The sequence below is a fragment of the Caballeronia grimmiae genome (assembly GCF_022879615.1).
GTDB classification, from domain to species: Bacteria; Pseudomonadota; Gammaproteobacteria; order Burkholderiales; family Burkholderiaceae; genus Caballeronia; species Caballeronia grimmiae.
In genome coordinates this window covers 967,034-985,120 of the sequence record NZ_CP084272.1, presented here as the reverse complement: position 1 = coordinate 985,120, position 18,087 = coordinate 967,034, and the positions used below count along the sequence as shown (strand labels likewise).

General features: G+C 66.5%; 16 protein-coding genes and 1 pseudogene. 4 read left to right on the top strand and 13 right to left on the bottom strand.

The genetic code is table 11. The features are described from left to right. The first annotated feature begins 206 nt into the window (after positions 1–206). On the top strand, positions 207–836 hold the full coding sequence (locus LDZ21_RS18190) for a copper-binding protein (RefSeq protein ID WP_244795155.1): 630 nt from the start codon (positions 207–209) through the stop codon (positions 834–836). A gap of 3 nt (positions 837–839) precedes the next feature. On the opposite strand, the gene LDZ21_RS18185 is transcribed toward LDZ21_RS18190, so the two are convergent. Continuing rightward, the gene (locus LDZ21_RS18185) at positions 840–2,300 is read right to left on the bottom strand and encodes an NAD-dependent succinate-semialdehyde dehydrogenase (RefSeq protein WP_244795154.1); all 1,461 of its coding nucleotides are present in this window, start codon (positions 2,298–2,300) and stop codon (positions 840–842) included. A gap of 14 nt (positions 2,301–2,314) precedes the next feature. Further along, entirely contained in the window at positions 2,315–3,538 is a 1,224-nt protein-coding gene (gene gabT / locus LDZ21_RS18180; protein WP_244795896.1) for a 4-aminobutyrate--2-oxoglutarate transaminase, read from the bottom strand. A gap of 344 nt (positions 3,539–3,882) precedes the next feature. Between gabT and LDZ21_RS18175 the strand changes: the two genes are divergently transcribed. After that, positions 3,883–5,082, top strand: a complete 1,200-nt coding sequence (locus tag LDZ21_RS18175; RefSeq protein ID WP_244795153.1) for a M20 aminoacylase family protein — start codon at positions 3,883–3,885, stop codon at positions 5,080–5,082. A gap of 66 nt (positions 5,083–5,148) precedes the next feature. On the opposite strand, the gene LDZ21_RS18170 is transcribed toward LDZ21_RS18175, so the two are convergent. The 11 genes and pseudogenes from LDZ21_RS18170 to LDZ21_RS18125 form a co-directional block, all read right to left on the bottom strand. Further along, positions 5,149–6,690 (bottom strand): methyl-accepting chemotaxis protein, encoded by a 1,542-nt coding sequence (locus tag LDZ21_RS18170; protein WP_244795895.1) that lies wholly within the window; start codon positions 6,688–6,690, stop codon positions 5,149–5,151. 185 nt (positions 6,691–6,875) lie between these two features. After that, positions 6,876–7,037, bottom strand: coding sequence for a hypothetical protein (locus tag LDZ21_RS18165; RefSeq protein WP_244795152.1), 162 nt, complete (start codon positions 7,035–7,037; stop codon positions 6,876–6,878). A 19-nt stretch (positions 7,038–7,056) separates the two neighbouring features. Further along, on the bottom strand, positions 7,057–7,662 hold the full coding sequence (locus LDZ21_RS18160) for a glycosyltransferase family 9 protein (RefSeq protein ID WP_244795151.1): 606 nt from the start codon (positions 7,660–7,662) through the stop codon (positions 7,057–7,059). Positions 7,663–7,925: 263 nt separating this feature from the next. Next, the gene (locus tag LDZ21_RS18155) at positions 7,926–8,420 is read right to left on the bottom strand and encodes a hypothetical protein (RefSeq protein WP_035967554.1); all 495 of its coding nucleotides are present in this window, start codon (positions 8,418–8,420) and stop codon (positions 7,926–7,928) included. A 136-nt stretch (positions 8,421–8,556) separates the two neighbouring features. Next, entirely contained in the window at positions 8,557–9,237 is a 681-nt protein-coding gene (locus LDZ21_RS31325; protein WP_342346299.1) for a UdgX family uracil-DNA binding protein, read from the bottom strand. 150 nt (positions 9,238–9,387) lie between these two features. Next, positions 9,388–9,872 (bottom strand): annotated as a pseudogene (locus LDZ21_RS31320) (DUF4130 domain-containing protein); the annotation flags it as partial. 324 nt (positions 9,873–10,196) lie between these two features. Beyond that, complete coding sequence (locus LDZ21_RS18145) at positions 10,197–10,784, bottom strand: nucleotidyltransferase family protein (RefSeq protein ID WP_244795150.1); 588 nt, start codon at positions 10,782–10,784, stop codon at positions 10,197–10,199. A gap of 73 nt (positions 10,785–10,857) precedes the next feature. Then, a complete protein-coding gene (locus LDZ21_RS18140) occupies positions 10,858–13,080 on the bottom strand; it encodes a xanthine dehydrogenase family protein molybdopterin-binding subunit (protein WP_244795149.1) in 2,223 nt (740 codons plus the stop codon). Continuing rightward, on the bottom strand, positions 13,077–14,066 hold the full coding sequence (locus LDZ21_RS18135) for an FAD binding domain-containing protein (RefSeq protein WP_244795148.1): 990 nt from the start codon (positions 14,064–14,066) through the stop codon (positions 13,077–13,079). The genes LDZ21_RS18140 and LDZ21_RS18135 overlap by 4 nt, the downstream gene beginning before the upstream one ends. 9 nt (positions 14,067–14,075) lie before the next feature. Beyond that, the gene (locus LDZ21_RS18130) at positions 14,076–14,771 is read right to left on the bottom strand and encodes a 2Fe-2S iron-sulfur cluster-binding protein (protein WP_244795147.1); all 696 of its coding nucleotides are present in this window, start codon (positions 14,769–14,771) and stop codon (positions 14,076–14,078) included. A gap of 435 nt (positions 14,772–15,206) precedes the next feature. Then, complete coding sequence (locus LDZ21_RS18125) at positions 15,207–16,676, bottom strand: GNAT family N-acetyltransferase (protein WP_244795146.1); 1,470 nt, start codon at positions 16,674–16,676, stop codon at positions 15,207–15,209. On the opposite strand from LDZ21_RS18125, the gene LDZ21_RS18120 reads away from it, so the two are divergent. Both LDZ21_RS18120 and LDZ21_RS18115 read left to right on the top strand, forming a co-directional pair. Continuing rightward, positions 16,675–17,073, top strand: a complete 399-nt coding sequence (locus LDZ21_RS18120; protein WP_244795145.1) for a GFA family protein — start codon at positions 16,675–16,677, stop codon at positions 17,071–17,073. The two genes, LDZ21_RS18125 and LDZ21_RS18120, sit on opposite strands and share 2 nt — an antisense overlap. Next, complete coding sequence (locus tag LDZ21_RS18115; protein ID WP_244795144.1) at positions 17,070–17,978, top strand: DUF72 domain-containing protein; 909 nt, start codon at positions 17,070–17,072, stop codon at positions 17,976–17,978. The genes LDZ21_RS18120 and LDZ21_RS18115 overlap by 4 nt, the downstream gene beginning before the upstream one ends. The last annotated feature ends 109 nt before the right edge of the window (positions 17,979–18,087 follow it).

The window sequence follows — 18,087 nt, the reverse complement described above, 5'->3', positions numbered from 1 at the left end:
GCACCGTTCCGCCAGCAGCCGATTCTACCGTTTCACCTGATTTCACGCCGTAGTCGATATGAATGACATCGCGATGAACGATCTTTCACAATCGATTAGACATTTCTCTGGCCCGCGCCCGATGCATAGCGCGATTCGATGTTCACCGCCGCGACAACGTGATATTGAATGCTTGGCACTGCACATGTCGAAAGGAGCCGGTGACCATGAGCAAGAAGAGGAGCATGAAACGGCGCGCACTTTCGATGCTCGTTTCGACGTCCATCGCTGCATTCGGCGTGACGGCATTCGCGCAAGGCAACGACGATCTCAACAAACTGTCGCAGCAGGTCATTGCCGCCGCGCCGCCGATTCACGTTCAGGCGACCATCACCGGCATCGATCCGTCGAGCCGGATGGTGACGCTGCGCGGCCCGAGTCGCGATGCCACCGTGCTCGTCGACAAGCAGGTGACGAACTTCGACCAGCTTCGCGTCGGCGACAAGGTGGACGTGCTGTACAAGAACGCGCTGCTCGTGACCGCCGATAAAGTCGCCGGCAGCGACACGGGCGTGCGCAAACGCGTCGATACGCAGACGTACAGGCCGGCGTCGGAGGCAGGCGGCGTGAGCGGTTTCGAGTCGTCGCGCCGGGTCGAGGTGCTCGCGACGGTCGAGAAGATCGACAAAAAGCAGCGCACGGTCACGCTGCGCGGACCGTGGCGCACTGAAACGCTGGACTACCCGCCCGACTTCGATGCAAAGCAGTTGAAGAAGGGCGATACCGTCCACGCGGTGTTCGTCTCGGCGGCGGCCGTGAGAGTCACGCCCGCGGACGCCGCCAATGCCGCCAAATGACGTTCACACCGCGATGCACAGATACTTGATGGCGAGGTAATCGTCGATGCCGTAGTGCGATCCTTCGCGGCCCAGTCCCGACTGCTTGACGCCGCCGAACGGCGCGACTTCGTTCGAGATCAGCCCGGTGTTGATGCCGACCATGCCGTACTCGAGCGCCTCGGCCACGCGCCAGACGCGGCCGATGTCGCGGCTGTAGAAGTAGGCGGCGAGCCCGAACTCGGTGTCGTTGGCGAGGCGGACGACTTCTTCATCGGTCGAGAAGCGGAAAAGCGGCGCGAGCGGCCCGAAGGTCTCTTCCTTCGCGATCAGCATGTCCGGCGTGACGCCGGTCAGCACGGTCGGCTCGAAAAAGCCGTGGCCGAGCGGGTGACGCTTGCCGCCCGCCGTCACCGATGCGCCTTTCGCGAGCGCATCGTCGATATGCGATTCGACTTTCCTGACCGCCGCCTCGTTGATCAGCGGACCGAGCGCAACGCCGCTTTCCGTGCCGCGCCCGACCTTCAGCCCGGCGACGGCGTCGGCCATCTTGCGTGCGAACGCATCGTAGACGCGCTCGTGGACATAGAAGCGATTCGTGCATACGCACGTCTGCCCGCTGTTGCGATACTTCGACGCAATCGCGCCTTGCACGGCGGCGTCGAGATCGGCGTCCTCGAACACGATGAAGGGCGCGTTGCCGCCCAGTTCCAGCGTCACTTTCTTGACTGTCGGCGCGCTTTGCGCCATCAGGAGACGCCCGATCGCCGTCGATCCGGTGAACGACAGCTTGCGCACGACCGGGTTGCTCGTCATCTCGCCGCCGATCGCTTTCGGGTCGCCGGTGACGATGCTCAGCACGCCCTTCGGCACGCCCGCGCGCTCGGCGAGCACCGCGAGCGCGAGCGCGGTGAACGGCGTGGCCTCGGCCGGTTTCACGACGATCGGACAGCCTGCCGCGAGCGCCGGGCCGACCTTGCGCGTGATCATCGCGGCCGGGAAATTCCACGGCGTGATGGCCGCGCAAACGCCGATCGGCTCTTTGGTCACGACGATGCGCTTGTCGGCGGCGGGCGTGGCGAGCGTATCGCCCGCCACGCGCTTGCCTTCTTCCGCGAACCATTCGATGAACGATGCCGCGTAACCGATCTCGCCTTTCGCTTCGGCGAGCGGCTTGCCTTGCTCCGTCGTGAGGATCAGCGCGAGATCGTCGGCGTGTTCCATCATCAACTCGTACCAGCGGCGCATGATGGCCGCGCGTTCCTTGGCTGTTTTCGCGCGCCACGCGGGCCACGCGGCGTTCGCGGCTTCGATCGCGCGGCGCGTCTCGGCCGCGCCCATGCGGGGCACCTGGCCGAGCGATTCGCCATTCGACGGATCGCGCACTTCTAACGTAGCGTGGTCGTCGGCGTGCCGCCATTCGCCGTCGATATAGGCTTCGTGACGCAGCAGCGCCGCGTCCTTGAGTTGATCGTGGAGGCTCATGTCGTGTCCTTCGTTCAGGCTGCCGCGCCGATCCTGTCGCGCAGCGCGTCTTCGAGAATGCCCAGCGCTTCGTCGAAGACTTCCTGCTGGATCGTCAGCGGGAACAGGAAGCGCACGACATTGCCGTACACGCCGCACACGAGCAGCAACAGGCCGCGTTCGAGCGCGCGCGTCTGGACGCGCTTCGCGTAGTCGGCGTCGGCTTCGCCCGTGCCGGGCTTGCAGAATTCGACGGCGATCATCGCGCCGGGGCCGCGCACATCGGCGATATGCGGCACGTCGCGTTTCAGCGTGTCGAGCTTGGCCTTCAGCCGGTCGCCGAGCGCGACGGCGCGTTCACACAACGCTTCCTCGTCGATGATGTCGAGCACCGCGTGCGCCGCCGCCACCGCCAGCGGATTGCCCGCATACGTGCCGCCGAGACCGCCGGGCGCGGCAGCGTCCATCACGTCCGCGCGACCGACGACGCCCGACAGCGGCATGCCGCCCGCGAGGCTCTTCGCGATCGTCATCAGATCGGGTTCGACGTCGTAATGCTCCATCGCGAACAGCTTGCCGGTGCGCGCGAAGCCGGTCTGCACTTCGTCGGCGATCAGCAGGATGCCGTGTTCATCGCAGATATCGCGCAGACCGCGCACGAACTCCGGCGGCGCGGGATTGAAACCGCCTTCGCCCTGCACCGGCTCGAAGATGATCGCCGCGACGCGCTTCGCTTCCACATCGGCCTTGAAGAGATGGCCGATGGCGCGCAGCGAGTCGTCGACGGACACGCCATGCAGCGGGTTCGGGAACGGCGCGTGATAGACATCCGACGGGAACGGCCCGAAGCCGATCTTGTACGGCGCGACCTTGCCGGTCAGCGCCATGCCCATCAGCGTGCGTCCGTGAAAGCCGCCCGTGAACGCGATGACGGCAGGCCGCCCGGTCGCCGCGCGCGCGATTTTCACGGCGTTTTCGACGGCTTCCGCGCCCGTCGTGAAGAAGGCGGTTTTCTTCGGATGCCGGCCCGGCGCCCGCGCGCTGATCTTTTCGGCGAGCGACACGTAGGATTCGTACGGCACGATCTGATAGGCGGTGTGCGTGAAGCAATCGAGCTGCGCGCGGATCGCCTCGACGATCTTCGGATGCCGATGCCCCGTGTTGCACACGGCGATGCCCGCCGCGAAATCGATGAACCGCCGGCCTTCGACGTCCCACAGTTCCGCGTTCTCGGCGCGTGCCGCGTAGAAATCGCACATGACGCCCACGCCGCGCGGTGTCGCGGCGTTTTTGCGGGCTTGCAGATCGGCGTTCTTGAGAGGGGCATTCACGGCGAAATCTCCTTTAACCGCATCGGCGCGGCGCTCGTTTTTGAGGTTCATCGCGACGGCAGCCGCGATATAACGCCGACTATAGTCAGATTTGGCTCTGCCGCTCAGAGCCATTTCAGAAAAGGCGGGGGAGCCATTTGCGGCGTTTTTGCGGCGGCAACGTGTAAAAAAAGCACAGAACGGTTACTGGAACTGGCAAGCGGCGCGCGAGTGGAGGATCATGTGCGCCTTTCACGCCGCGCCGCGCATCCTTTTTCAGCAGGGGCCTTTCCATGACGACTGTTTCGTCCGATCACCGCTTTACCGAAATCGCCGATCTTTCCGACGACGCGCCCTCGCTGCGCGACATTCGCCACGACATCCATCGTCATCCGGAGCTGTCTTACGAAGAGACGCGCACCGCCGCGCTGGTCGCGGGCAAGCTGGAAGAGTGGGGATGGCAGGTGACGCGCGGCGTCGGCGGAACGGGCGTGGTCGGCACGCTCAAGGCGGGCGACGGGACGAAGAGCATCGGCTTGCGCGCGGACATGGACGCGCTGCCGATCATCGAGCAGACCGGCAAGCCGTACGCCAGTGAAACGCACGGCAAGATGCACGCGTGCGGCCACGACGGCCATACGACGATGCTGCTCGGCGCGGCCCGTCATCTCGCGCGCACGCGCCGCTTCAACGGCACGGTGCATCTGTATTTCCAGCCGGCAGAAGAACATGGCGTGCCGAGCGGCGCGCAACGGATGATCGAAGAGGGCCTGTTCGACCGCTTTCATTGCGATGCGGTCTTCGGCGTCCACAACCATCCCGGTGCGCAACCGGGCACCTTCCTGTTCCGCAAGGGGCCGTTCATGGCGGCGGGCGATCAGGTGTCGATCGTGATCGAAGGCGTCGGCGGGCATGCGGCGCGTCCGCATCTTTCGGTCGATCCGGTCGTCGTGACGGCGAGCATCGTGATGGCCTTGCAGACGATCGTCGCGCGCAACGTCGATCCGGCGCAACCGGCGGTCGTCACGGTCGGCTCGATGCACGCGGGCACGGTCAACAACGTCATTCCGAATCGCGCGACGCTCGAACTGTCGGTGCGTTCGTTCAGCCCGCAGGTGCGCGAGCTGCTGAAGCGGCGCATCGGCGAACTCGTGCAAGCGCAGGCCGCGAGTTACGGCGCGAAGGCGACGGTGTCGTATGTAGAAGGCTATCCGGTCGTCGTCAATTCGAATGCCGAAACGGAGTTTGCGGCGCAGGTGGCGCGCGAACTAGTGGGGGAGGAAAACGTCGTCCCGCACGCGGACCTGCTGATGGGCAGCGAGGACTTCGCGTTCATGCTGCAGGAGCGGCCGGGGACGTTCCTGCGCATCGGAAACGGCGCGGGCGAGGACGGCTGCATGGTCCATAACCCGCATTACGACTTCAACGACAAAAATTTGCCGGTCGGCGCGGCGTACTGGGCGCGGCTGGTGGAGCGGTGGCTGGCGGCGTGAAACCGCTGCCGGCTCGCGAGGCACCGATGCGCGAGGCTCGCCGCCTCGCGCATCGCGCCGGTTGCTTCAGGCGGGAAGCCTGAAACTCCCGATCGCCTCGCGCAGCCCGTCGGCCTGATCCTTCAGCGAATGCGCGGCGGCGGCGGCTTCTTCGACCAGCGCGGCATTCTGCTGCGTCACCTGATCCATCTCCACGACGGCACGGTTCACCTGTTCGATGCCGGCGCTCTGCTCGCGCGACGCGTTGCTGATCTCGTCGAGAATTTCGTTCACGCGCCGCACCGACTGCACGATCTCGCCCATCGTCGCGCCCGCGTTCGAGACGAGCGACGCGCCTTCGTGCACCGTCTGTGTCGACGTTTCGATGAGCGCCTTGATCTCCTTGGCCGCCGTCGCCGACCGTTGCGCCAGGCTGCGCACTTCCGCCGCGACGACCGCGAAGCCGCGTCCCTGTTCGCCGGCGCGCGCCGCTTCGACGGCCGCATTGAGCGCGAGGATGTTGGTCTGGAATGCAATGCCGTCGATCACGCCGATGATGTCGCCGATCTGCTGCGAGCTTTCGGTGATGCGCGTCATCGTGTGGATCACGTCGTCGACCACGCCGCTGCCGCGCGTCGCCACGTCCGCCGCCTGCTCCGCGAGGCGCGCCGCTTGCGCCGCGCTCTCGGCGTTGTTCTTCACGTTCGCGGTCATCTCATCCATGCTCGACGCCGTCTGCACGAGCGCCGCCGCCTGTTGCTCGGTGCGTTGCGACAGATCGGTGTTGCCCGCCGCGATTTCGGACGCGCCCACGTTGATGTTCTCGGTGCCGTTGCGCACGCGCGAGACGGTTTCGACGAGCCCGCGCTGCATCGTCGAAAGGGCGTGGAGAAGGCTCGTCGTATCGCCCGGACGCACGTCGACGGGCGCGGTCAGATCGCCGCCCGCGATGCGATGCGCCGCGCCGACCGCCAGCTCGAGTTCGCCGCCGAGATTGCGCTTGATGCTGCGCAGAACGACGAGCATCGCGACCGTTGCCGCCGCGCCGAGCAGCGCGGTGATCCCGAGCCAGCGGAGCGCGCTGGCGTAGAAGGCGCTCTCGACGTCGTTCATGTACATGCCGGTGACGACGTACCAGTCCCACGGCGCGAAGCGCTGTGCGTAGGAGAGCTTTGGCACCGGCTTGTCGCTGCCCGGCTTCGACCAGAGATAGCTGACGAAGCCGCCGCCCGGCTGATCGCCCGCCTTGACGATGTCGACGAACAGGCGGTTGCCCGCTGGATCCGTGTAGGACGCGAGGTTCTGGCCGATCATCGCGGGCTTGATGGGGTGCATGACCATCGTCGGACGCGAATCGTTGATGGATAGATAGCCGTCCGTGCCGTAGCGGATCGCGCCGACGGCTTCGAGCGCGCGCTTTTTCGCGTCGTCTTCGGTGAGCGTCTTGTTGGCCGCGAGCGCCGCGTAATGCGACACGATCGCATGCGCTTCGCCGACGAGCGATTTGAGCTGTTCCCTGCGGTCGTCGATCATCGACGTCCGGTTCTGCCACGCCCCGATCACGCCGATGGCAATCAGGCCGATCCACAGCACTGCGATCAGCGAGCCGAGCTTTCTGTTGAGGGTCATTCCGTTCATGTGTGCGCTCGCTCTTCCGTTACGTGACCTTGCCGTCACGTTTGTGTGTCACGTTGTCTTGTGGTGTATCGACGATGCGACGGCGTGCGCCGCCGCATGGCTGCTTTACGGCGCAAGGCGGGCGGGATTGAGACGGGGAATACCCGATGGGAAGCGGGCAGGCGGGCGGCGCGCGCTCAGAAACGATGTATCGGATCCTTGTCCGGCGGCGCGTCGGGGTGCTGCGGTTCATCCGGACGATGCCCCGGCGACGGCGGCGTGAGCGGATCGGCTTCCGGATCACGGTTCGGATCCGCGATTGGATCGGGGACGGGACTGGTCTGCATGTGGTATTTCATCGTGGCTCCCGCAAAAAAATCAGACCGCGTCATGTGCGGCTGGCATGTGCAGCGTGAAAGGACGGCCGGGATGCGCGTGCTCCACGTCGGAGAGTTCGGCGCGGGCGCGGCTGGCGATCGCGTCCGTCGCTGTGTCGCGCGGATGTTCGTCCAGCACGATATGCGGCGTGCCCAGCGCGCGCGCCACGGCGACGGGCGAGGGCGCGGCGGCATCGTCGGAAAGCAGGAGTTGCGCATCGGCGATCAGGCGCGGCAGCGTGCGCGGCGCGACGGCGCCCGCCAGAAAGAGCGCGGCGGTCTGCATTGCGCCGAGCACGCCGGCGGTGCGCTCGGGATCGGGCGCGTCACCGATGATCGCGATCTGCCAGCCGTCGGCGGCAAGCTGGTCGGCCACATCGGCGTATTGCTCGGCGGCCCACGCGGGCGCGTCGTGGTGACTGCCGGGGTGAATCAGCACCAGCCGCTCCCGTTCGATGCCGTGGAACGCGACAAGCGCGTTGTATTGCGCGTCGGACAGCGCATCATCGGAGGGCGGCGCGGACGGCGAATCCGGGATCAGCCCCGAAGCGAGCGGCCGTTCGGGGGACAACGCATCGGCTAACGGGAAAAACGGATTGGCTCGCATCCTGACTCCTGCAATTGGCGTGGCCTCGTGTCTTGCGCATTGCAACTGCGCGAAACGGGCGGATTGGAGGCATAGGAAGCAGCACGCGTCGTGCCTATCGATTTCGGTGTCGGATGTCGGTATTGAAGGCGGCGGACAAACGATCGTCAAGGCAAAGGCGGCGGTTCGTCGCGCGAGCCGCATCAAAAAGGAAACCGCCGCCCTGCGCGAGGCAGGAGCGGCGGTTTTGGCGGCAGTCTTGAGGGCGGCGAAATCGCCGCGGCTCAGGTTTCCGGATTGCCGTCTTCCGCCGGCAGCGCCTTCGGCGTGAACGCTTCCGCGCGGCGGCGGATGCCGTCGACTTCGCCGGTCACGAAGGTGCGATTGTCGGCGGCGAGCGCGTTTTGATACGACGCGCCTTCCGGCACACGATGCAGCAACGCGCGCAATTCGCCCTGCGTGGTCTGCTCGACCGGCTCGTAGTCGTAAAGCGCGAGCATCAGCTCGGCGCGCTCGTGCAGCAGAAAGAGACACGATGCGAACACCGCGACGCCCAGCACTTCCTGGAGGCCGAAGCTGTATTCGTGCGGCACCGGCGAGAACGGCAGGCCCGCGACGAAGGCCGCGCCCACGATCGCCAGCGCGATGGTCGCTTTGAGAAACAGGCCGGCGCGCGCAATCAGGCGCTCCCGTTCGCTATGCAGTTGCCCGGCCGATTTCGGCACGAGCGCGGTCAGGGCGTGTTGCTGGCGAAGAGCTTCGAGCGGCAGAGCGGCCATGTAAGTATCGTCTCGACGAATAAGCGCAAATACGCGCGACATCGGTTCAACGCACGGCTTACACGATCGTTGACGAGGCTTTCGTTTTGTTGCGTCCTGTTTCCTGCTGTTGCATTTGCCGATGGCGCACGTTCCGTCAGCCGGTGCGGTCCTTCACGGGCGTGCGCACCGTCGCGGTGCCGTCCGCGATTTGCTGCGCGAACACGAGCGCCTCGACGATGGTCCCGAACACTTCCTCGCGCACCTTGTCATCGGCCAGGCGCAGCAGATACGACGGATGATAGGTCGGCACGACGATGCGCCCCTTATGTTCGATCGTCTTGCCGAGATACTCCGACAACGCCATGCGATGCCCCGTCAGCGCCTTCAGCGCCGTCGCCCCGAGCGCGACGACCACCTTCGGCGCAATGCGCGCCAGCTCTTCGTCGAGCCAGTAGCGGCACGCGTCCCGCTCGCGCTGCGACGGCGTCACGAGCAGGCGTTCCCGGCCTTCGCCGCCTTGCTCCGCGTGCTCGTCCCACTTGAAGTGCTTCACCGCGTTCGTCAGATACAGCGATTCGCGCGTCAACTGCGCCTCGCGGATGGCGTCGTCGAGCAGCTTGCCCGCTGCACCGACGAACGGCTTGCCCTCGCGGTCCTCCTGGTCGCCCGGCTGCTCGCCGACCAGCATGACGCGCGCATCCGCCGCGCCCGTGCCCGGCACCGCCTGCGTCGCGTTGCGCCAGAGCGAGCAGCGCTTGCACGCGTCGAGCGAGGGCGGCGCCTTGAGCGACGTGCCCTTGAGCGGCTCCAAATCGGTATTGAGCGCGACTTCCATGTCGTCCGGCACGTTGCGCGGATGACGGTCGCGCCGCGTGTAAGGGTCCGCGCGGGCGATCAGCGCAGGATCGGCGCGCTCGTTCGGCGGACTCTTCCAGTACCGCACCGGCATGTGCGACGCCATTTCGGCGGCGTTTTCCTGCGCCGGCGCGAAAGTGCTCTCGTAATAGGCGAGCCACAACGCCTCGATGGCGTCGCCGCTGACCGCTTCGCCGCTCATGGAGTCGGCGCTTACGCCGAAATCCATCGGCTTTTCTTCCGGCTCGCTCATGCGGTCCACGCGCAGCAGCGCGCCGTCCCAGAAGGCAGCGCCGTGCGGCGTGGCGATCATCCAGGTGGCGCTGCCCAGCGCGTGGCGAAGTGCATGGCGGCGTGTTCCAGCAGGTCATGCACCGGTTCGCACCAGCTAATGAACTCCGGCGGCCCGAGCGATGCATCCCGATGCCGAAAGCGCAGCGTCGCGCGCATCTTGCTTTCTTCGGCCTGCACCGCTTCGATCATGCGATGCAGCCGATGCCCGTCCGCATCTTCCAGCGACGCGACCGCGCGATCGCCCTGCGTCCAGCGCCACAGCACCTTGTAGCGAAACGGCCAGCGATCCGGCGCGCGGTAACACGCAGCCGTCTCCAGCATGGCCAGCAACTCGCGGGCGATCTTCACCGGCTTGGGAGCGTTCGGGTCCGCCGGGCCGCAAGGCGCAGCAATGGTGCCGAACACCGTGGCCGATGCGGCGGACTCGCGCCAGAGCACGTCTTGCGGCGGCACGCCTTCCGTGACGAGGGAACGCGCGACGGTGCGCCATGCAGCGAACGATGGGTCGAGGATGACGCTTTTCATCGAAAACCGGAACCAGAAAAGGCTGAAAAGTACTGTATATCCATACAGTATTCTAGCGATGGCTCCTGCTTCGCGGCAACTTTTTTGGGATGATCGTGCCCTTTACTGCGTAACGGCGTCTTAGCTCCGTGGCAAGTCGCTCGGCAAATCCACGTCGCGCAAGACGTTCTCATCGTCGACCTCGACGATGAGCGGCGTCACTCTGGCGAGGATGCCGCGTGCGCCGGCATCGCCATCGAGCGAGGCGAGCGCATCGCGATGCACGCTGCCGAATCCGACCGGATGCCCCCGCGTGCCGCAATAGTACGGCGCGACCAGTTCCGCGCCGGCATCGAGGGCGCGCGCGACTGCTTCGATCGTCGAGGGCTCGATCCACGGCATGTCGCCGAGCGCGACGATCCAGCCGCCGGCACCGGACGTCGCGCGCACGGCGGCGGCGAGCGTCGCGCCCATGCCGCGCCCGGCGTCGGCGCTGACGATGACCTTGCAGCCCGCTTCGTCCAGCGCGCCGGCTAGCGTTTCCGCGCCGGGCCGCACGACCGCGACGACTTCCGCCGCCACGGCCAGCAGCCGCCGCGCCGACTGAACGGCGACCGGCACGCCGCCCGGCAGCGGAGCCAGCAGCTTGTTTTGAACGCCGGACGGGTCGAAGCGGGTGCCGAGGCCCGCCGCCAGCAGAATGCCGGTCGCGTTCGACGAATAGGTCATCGCGCTGTGGATGGATGAGGAAGGAAGCCGATTGTGCAGCGCGCGGAAGGCGGCGGCAACCGCCTTCCACGCCTCACGCCACGTTCGACCCCATTACCTTGTCGAGCGTGAGCGGCAGGTCGCGCACCCGCACGCCGGTCGCGTGATACACCGCATTCGCAAGCGCCCCCGCCACGCCGGTAATGCCGATTTCGCCGATTCCCCGCGCTCCGAGCGGATTGATATGCGGGTCCGGCTGCCCGACGAACGAAATGTCGAGCAAGCCGATATCCGCATTCACCGGCACGTGGTACTCCGCGAGATTCGCGTTGGTGTAGCGCCCGTAACGCACGTCGAGATCGCTCTTCTCCAGGAGCGCCGAGCCGACGCCCCACACGATGCCGCCCATCAACTGGCTGTGCGCTGTTTTCTCGTTGATGAGCGTCCCCACGTCGTACACGCCGACGATGCGCGGCACGCGGATCGTGCCGAGGTCGGCATCGACATGCACTTCCGCGAAGACCGCGCCGAACGAGTGAAACGAGTACTGTTTCTTCTCGTCGCCGGGGCGCGCGGTGGCGATCGCCTCGATCGGCTTGCCGCCGTTGCGGGCAATGACCGCCGCGGCCGGATCGCGTTTATCCGGCGCCGATACGCTCACGACCCAGCCATTGCTCACGGTCACGTCCTCCTGCGCGAGTCCCGCGACGGGCGAGCCGCGATCCGCGATGGCCAGCGCGATGAGCTGATCGCGCGCCTGTTTCGACGCCGCCTGCACCGCTGGCGATACGCTCGCCGCCGACTGCGAGCCGCCCGACACCGGCGCTTTCGGCAGCGACGAATCGCCGAGCGCGAAGCGCACGTAATCGAGCGGAAAGCCGAGCGCGTCGGCCGCGACCTGCGTCATGATCGTGTACGTGCCGGTGCCGAGGTCCTGCGTGCCGGAGGCGACCATCGCGGTGCCGTCGGGCAGGATGCGCGCAATCGCCGACGCCTCGCTACGGTTCGCCGGATAGGTCGCCGTCGCCATGCCCCAGCCGACGAGCGTATTGCCTTCGCGCATCGAACGCGGCGCGGCGCTGCGCCTGCTCCAGCCGAATTTGTCGGCGCCTGCGCGATAACACTCCAGCAGCGCCTTGCTCGACCACGGCTTTTTATCTTGCGGCTCCATGTCCGCGTAATTCCTGATGCGCAACGCGAGCGGGTCCATGCCGAGCCGATACGCCATCTCGTCCATCGCCGATTCGAGCGCGAACGAGCCGCTCGTCTCGCCCGGGGCGCGCATGAAAGTCGGCGTGCCGACATCGAGCTTGACGAGCCTGTGCGAGGTCGATTGATTCGGCACCGCGTACATCATCCGCGTGACGATGGCCGAGCTTTCCGTCCAGTCCTCGAAGGTCGAGGTCGTCGCTATCACGTCGTGACGCATGCCGGTCATGGTTCCGTCGGGGCGGGCGCTCACCTGAATGCGCTGCTCGGTGAACGGCCGGTTGCCGACCATGCCGAACATCTGCGGCCGGTCGAGCACGAGCTTCACGGGCCGGCCCGTCTGCTTCGACGCCATTGCCGCGAGCACGACATGCGACCACGCCGAGCCCTTGCAGCCGAAGCCGCCGCCGACGAACGGGCAGATCACGCGCACGTCGTCGTCGCGCATGCCGAAGAACTTGGCGACCGCGCTCCGCGTGCCGGACACGCCCTGCGTCGAGTCGTAGAGCGTGAGCTTCGGGCCGTCCCAGCGCGCGAGCGTCGCGTGCGGCTCCATCGGATTGTGATGCTCGTTCGGCGTCGTGTAGACCGCGTCCAGGCGCGCCGGTCCCTGCCGCAAGCCGGCATCGACGTCGCCGCGCCGGGTCGTGATCGCGCGGCCCATCATTTTTTCTGGCTGATACGCCGAGCCTTTCGCACGCTCGAAATCCGCGTTGGGCATCGCGGCTTCGTAGCGGATGTCGACGAAACGCGCCGCGCCTCGCGCCTGTTCGAGCGTCTCCGCGACGACGACCGCGACCGGCTCGTTGCTGTAGCGCACGTCGTTGGTTTGCAGCAGCGTGAGCTTGCGCACGGCGGGCGGCTGCGCGTCGGGCACGCCGCCGTTCGGCAGGCGCATCGCGTTCTGGTGCGTCATCACGAGCAGCACGCCGGGCATCGACTGGGCGCGGGCGGTATCGATGGATGCGATACGCCCCTTCGCCACCGTGCTCGTGATGAGCACCGCATGCGCGAGCTTCGCCTCGCTGTTGTCGCCCGAATAGCGCGCCTGGCCGGTCACCTTGAGCACGCCGTCGGTGCGATCGAGTGGTTGTCCAATGACACTCATGCTGCACCTCCTGCCTGTTCGACGGCGCGTACGATCGCCCGCTGCGCGAGCGTCACCTTGAATGCGTTGTCGCGCCGGGGTTTCGCGCCCTGCACGGCGAGCGCGGCGGCGCTTTGCAGCGTGCTTCTGTCGAGCGTCCTGCCGACGAGCGCCGCTTCGGTCGCGTTCGCGCGCCACGGCTTGTGCGCAACGCCGCCCAGCGCGATGCGCGCGCTCTGCACCGTGTTGCCGTCCATCTGCAACGCCGCCGCGACCGATACCAGCGCGAACGCGTAGCTCGCCCGGTCGCGCACCTTCAGATACTTCGAGTGCGCGGCGAAGAGCGGCGGCGGCAGATCGACGGACGTGATCAGTTCGCCCGGCAAGAGCGTCGTGTCGAGGTCGGGCCGGTCACCCGGCAGCCGATGAAACTCCGCGAACGGAATCGTGCGTTCGCCATCCCGGCCGCTGACGCGCACGACCGCATCGAGCGCCGCGAGCGCCACGTTCATGTCGGATGGATTCGTCGCGATGCACTGATCGCTTGCGCCGAGAATCGCGTGAATGCGCGTGTTGCCTTCGAGCGCCGCGCATCCGCTGCCGGGCTTGCGCTTGTTGCACTGGGGAAACGCGGTGTCGTAGAAGTAGTAGCAGCGCGTGCGCTGCATCAGATTGCCGCCGACCGTCGCCATGTTGCGCAACTGCGCCGACGCCCCCGCGAGAAACGCCTGCGACAGCAGCGGATAACGCTCGCGCACCCACGCGTGATTCGCGGCATCGCTGTTGCGCACGAGTGCGCCGATGCGCAAGCCGCCGTCCGGCAACGCGGTGATCGTGTCGAGCCCGCCGATATGCGTGATATCGACAAGCCTCACGGGCCGCGCGACGCCGCCCTTCATCAGGTCGAGCAAATTCGTTCCGCCGCCGATGAACACCGCGCCCGGCTGGCTGGCCGCCTGAATCGCCGAGCCGATGTCGGTCGCGCGCTGATAGGAAATCGCGTCCATGTTCGCCTCTCAGCCGCGCGTCGAAGCGACGGTCCTCACCGCCGCCACGATGTTCGGATACGCGCCGCAGCGGCAGATGTTGCCGCTCATGCGCTCGCGGATTTCATCGTCCGAGAGTTGCGGCGGGCGATAACGCACGTCGGCGGTTGCGGCGCTGGCGTCGCCGGCGCGGTATTCGTCGATGAGCGCGGTCGCCGAGCACAACTGGCCCGGCGTGCAGTAGCCGCACTGGAACGCATCCTTCTCGATGAACGCCTGCTGAAGCGGGCTCAGGGTATCCGCGGCGGGCGCGAGGCCTTCGACCGTCGTCACCGATTCGCCTTCGTGCATCACGGCGAGCGTGAGGCACGAGTTGATGCGCCGGCCACCCACGATCACCGTGCACGCGCCGCACTGGCCGCGATCGCAGCCTTTCTTGGTGCCGGTGAGGCCGGCGTATTCGCGCAGCGCGTCGAGCAGCGTCGTGCGCGCTTCCACGTGCAGTTCGTGCGGATGACCGTTGATGGTCAGCTTGACGGGCATCGTCGGTGCGGCGGAAGGCGGCATCGGCGCGGATGCATTGGCATTCGTATCGGCCTGTTGCGCATGGGCGAGCGGCGCGGCGCTTACGGCCGCCGCCGCTGCGGCCGATTGCAGAAAGCGCCTGCGCGCGGGCTTTTGAGCCGCGTCGTCGAGGCCGGGGGATGGCTTGTTGATTGGGGACATGGCGAAAGAAGGCTCCTCGCTCGTTCGGAAGGGCGCCGTGCGGCTCGAGTCTTCATGGGGCTGTCCGCTCGCGGCCGATGCGACGTCGGTCCGCCAAGCGCCAATGCCCGAGTCCTTGGGGCGAAGTGGTGCGCGCAGGAACGCATTGTCCGGAAACTGTCAGGTTACCGAACGTTCGCCCACTCGCGACCGGAGACGGCGAGCAACTTGGATGCCAGGGTGTGACGTAGTCAGCGAGGAAGAGCCGTGCACGCCGGTTGCATCGACGTGGCACGTAAAAGCTGCATGAGTTCGTAAATTCGCGTTCTAGCCTGGCCGGGACGGCTTTCGATCGCCTGTCGCCGTGTCGTCCGGAATCGCCGTGCGTTCTTCAGGCGCGCGTTCTAGCCGGCAGCAACTTCAGGCAGACGCGCCCCGTCAGTGGGACGCCGCCCATCACGCCTCGCTCTCCATGATCTTGTCGATCCACTGCGCATTCTCGCCCGCTGATCCGATGCCCGCGTGCCGCGCCATCGGCACGAAGAAATGCATCGCGATCGGCAGTTTCGAGCGTTCGAGCCAGTTCGTCAGATGCGCTTCGAGCCGCCTGCCCGGCGCTTTCAATTCTTCGCGGAGCACGGGGGGCAGTTTCTCGAAGTGACGCATGTCGATCTGATACGGCTCGGGCGCGACGCACAGCGCATTCGGACGGCCATCGACATCGACGGGAAGGCGCTCCAGCGCCTGATGCAGCAGCGCGACGCCGAGCCCTTCGCCGCGCCACGGCTTGCGCACTTCCCACATGCTGATATAGATCACGCGATGCGTGCTGTAGACGTCGCACAGACGCGCCTGCCCCAGCGCTTCCGTCGATGCCAGCGCGAGCGACAGCATCTCGCCCGAATACGTGTCGAGCGTATAGACGAGATCGGCGCTGCTCGTGAGCGGCGGCACTTTCACGAGCTTCAGTTCCACGGCCGCCGCGACCGTATCGCTGCCCGCCTCGTGAAACACGGCGAACGCGGTGCCGAGCCGCTCGTCGTCGACTTGCGGATACTCGTGGCGATACGTCATCGTGAACAGGAACGGGCCGATCTTCTCGCGATACGCGAGCGGCCGGTCGACGTCGTAATCGTCGGTGCCGACGAGACCGTAGGGATCGTAATCGCGCTTCTCGCGGCGCTCCCCGTTTTCCATCGCCGATGCGAGCGCGGCGAGCGGGCGGCGCGACTCCGGCACGAGATCCTCGGGCAAGCCTTCCCACGGCAGACGCAGGAATTCGCGCCCGCCGCGATAGTGCGTTTCGAACAGCGACAAGAGCGGCTCGCCCGCGACGGGATCGAGAATGCGTTGCGCGCATTCGAGTGCGCGGTCGAGCAGTTGATCGGCTTCGGCGGGATCGGGTGCGAGCGGCGGTTCGTCGGCGTCGGGCACCGCGGGCAGGCCGCGCGCCGCGCGTTCCTTGTGCGCGAGTTCGAGCCATTCGTCAGCGGCGCGCTCGGCGATGAATCCCGCCGCGATGCGGTAGCCCGGCAGCACGATGGACTGCCCGGTGTCGCCCAGCGGAAACACGTACTCGTCGGACATGGCTTCGTCGACGGTCGTTCCGTGGAACGTTTCGCGCGGCAACGCAGCGCCCGCCGCCGAATCGAAACGTTGATGCGAGAGCACGTGCGCGGCGAGATCGGACGCCGCGGGACCGAACTCGGAACCCGGTCCGGGAAGAAGCTTGAGAAGGGATAACGTGCTGCCGCCTGCGATGCCCGATGTCGTCATGAGTGCCGCCTCCGATCGTGAAGGGCTATCGTAGCAAACCGTGCGGCGATGCAGGAGCCTCGCATGGCGGTGCAGCCGCACGCCGGGCGGGCGCGTGATGTGCTTGCCGCGTGAGGACGTCGACTTCCACTTCGATTGCGGAGAGCGCATGAACAACGAGATCCATGAAGGCGGCTGCGCCTGCGGAGCGTTTCGTTTCCGGGCGAGCGGCAAGCCGCGACGCGTTTCGCTGTGTCACTGCATGACATGCCGCCGCGTGCACGGCTCGGCGTTCGGCGCCTATGCGATCTTCGCGCGCGATGACGTCGAGATGAGCGGACGGCTCGAAACCTGGCGCAGCTCCGAAGACGGGCGGCGGCATTTCTGCCCGGTATGCGGATCGGTGGCGTATATGGAATATGCGAGTCACCCGGAAGTGGACCTGCCGCTCGGCGCGTTCGACGAAACCGGCATCTTCGAGCCTGCTTACGAACTGTGGTGCACGCACCGCGAGCCGTGGCTGCCCGCCGGCGTGCGCACCGAGTATCCGGAAGACCGGCCCAAATGAGCGCGGCGAGCGGACGCATCCGCATCGGCATTTCCGGCTGGCGTTATGCGGGCTGGCGCGGCGTGTTTTATCCCAAGAAACTGGCGCAGGCGCGCGAGCTCGAATTTGCGTCGCGGGCCGTGCAGACGGTCGAAATCAACGGCTCCCATTATTCGCTGCAGACGCTGTCGAGCTATCGCGCGTGGCACGACGCCACGCCTGCGGACTTCGTGTTCAGCGTGAAAGGGCCGCGCTATCTGACGCACATGCTGCGCTTTCGCGACGAGACGGCGATACCCGCGAGTGCAAACTTCTTCGCCTCGGGCGTGCTCGCGCTCGGCGACAAGCTCGGGCCGTTCCTGTGGCAGTTCCCGCCCAACTTCAGCTTCAAGCCGGAATCGTTCGAACGCTTTCTCCAGCTTCTTCCGAAAGACACGCACGCGGCCGCCGCGCTCGCGCAGCAGCACGATACGCGCGTCAAGGAACCGTGGTGCGAACCGGGCCGCAAGCGGGCGCTTCGGCACGCGGTCGAGATACGCCATCACAGCTTCTGCTGCGATGCCTTCATCCGGCTTCTGCGCAAATATGGTGCGGCGCTGGTCGTCTCCGATTCGGTCGCCGACTGGCCCTACGCCGAAGACCTGACTTCCGACTTCGTCTATATGCGTCTGCACGGCACCGAGACGCTCTACGGCGGCGCTTATTCCGACGAGGCGCTCGACGGCTGGGCGCGGCGCATCGAGCGTTGGGCGGCGGGCGGGCAGATCGAGGATGCGAAGCTCATCGCATCGGCTGCGGCGCGCCGCCGCGCATCGCGCGACGTGTACTGCTACTTCGACAACGACCAGAAAGTGCAGGCGCCTTTCGATGCCCGCCGCCTGATGGAGCGCCTCGGCATCACGCTGGAGAGCAGCGCGCCAGCGTGAATCGACCGGGACACGCATTGTCTCGAGACAGCGGCATGCTTCATCACACGGTCCCGGCGATTGCATTCGCCTCAGGAAAATAAGACGATAAGCAGCGTGCGTCGCGCAA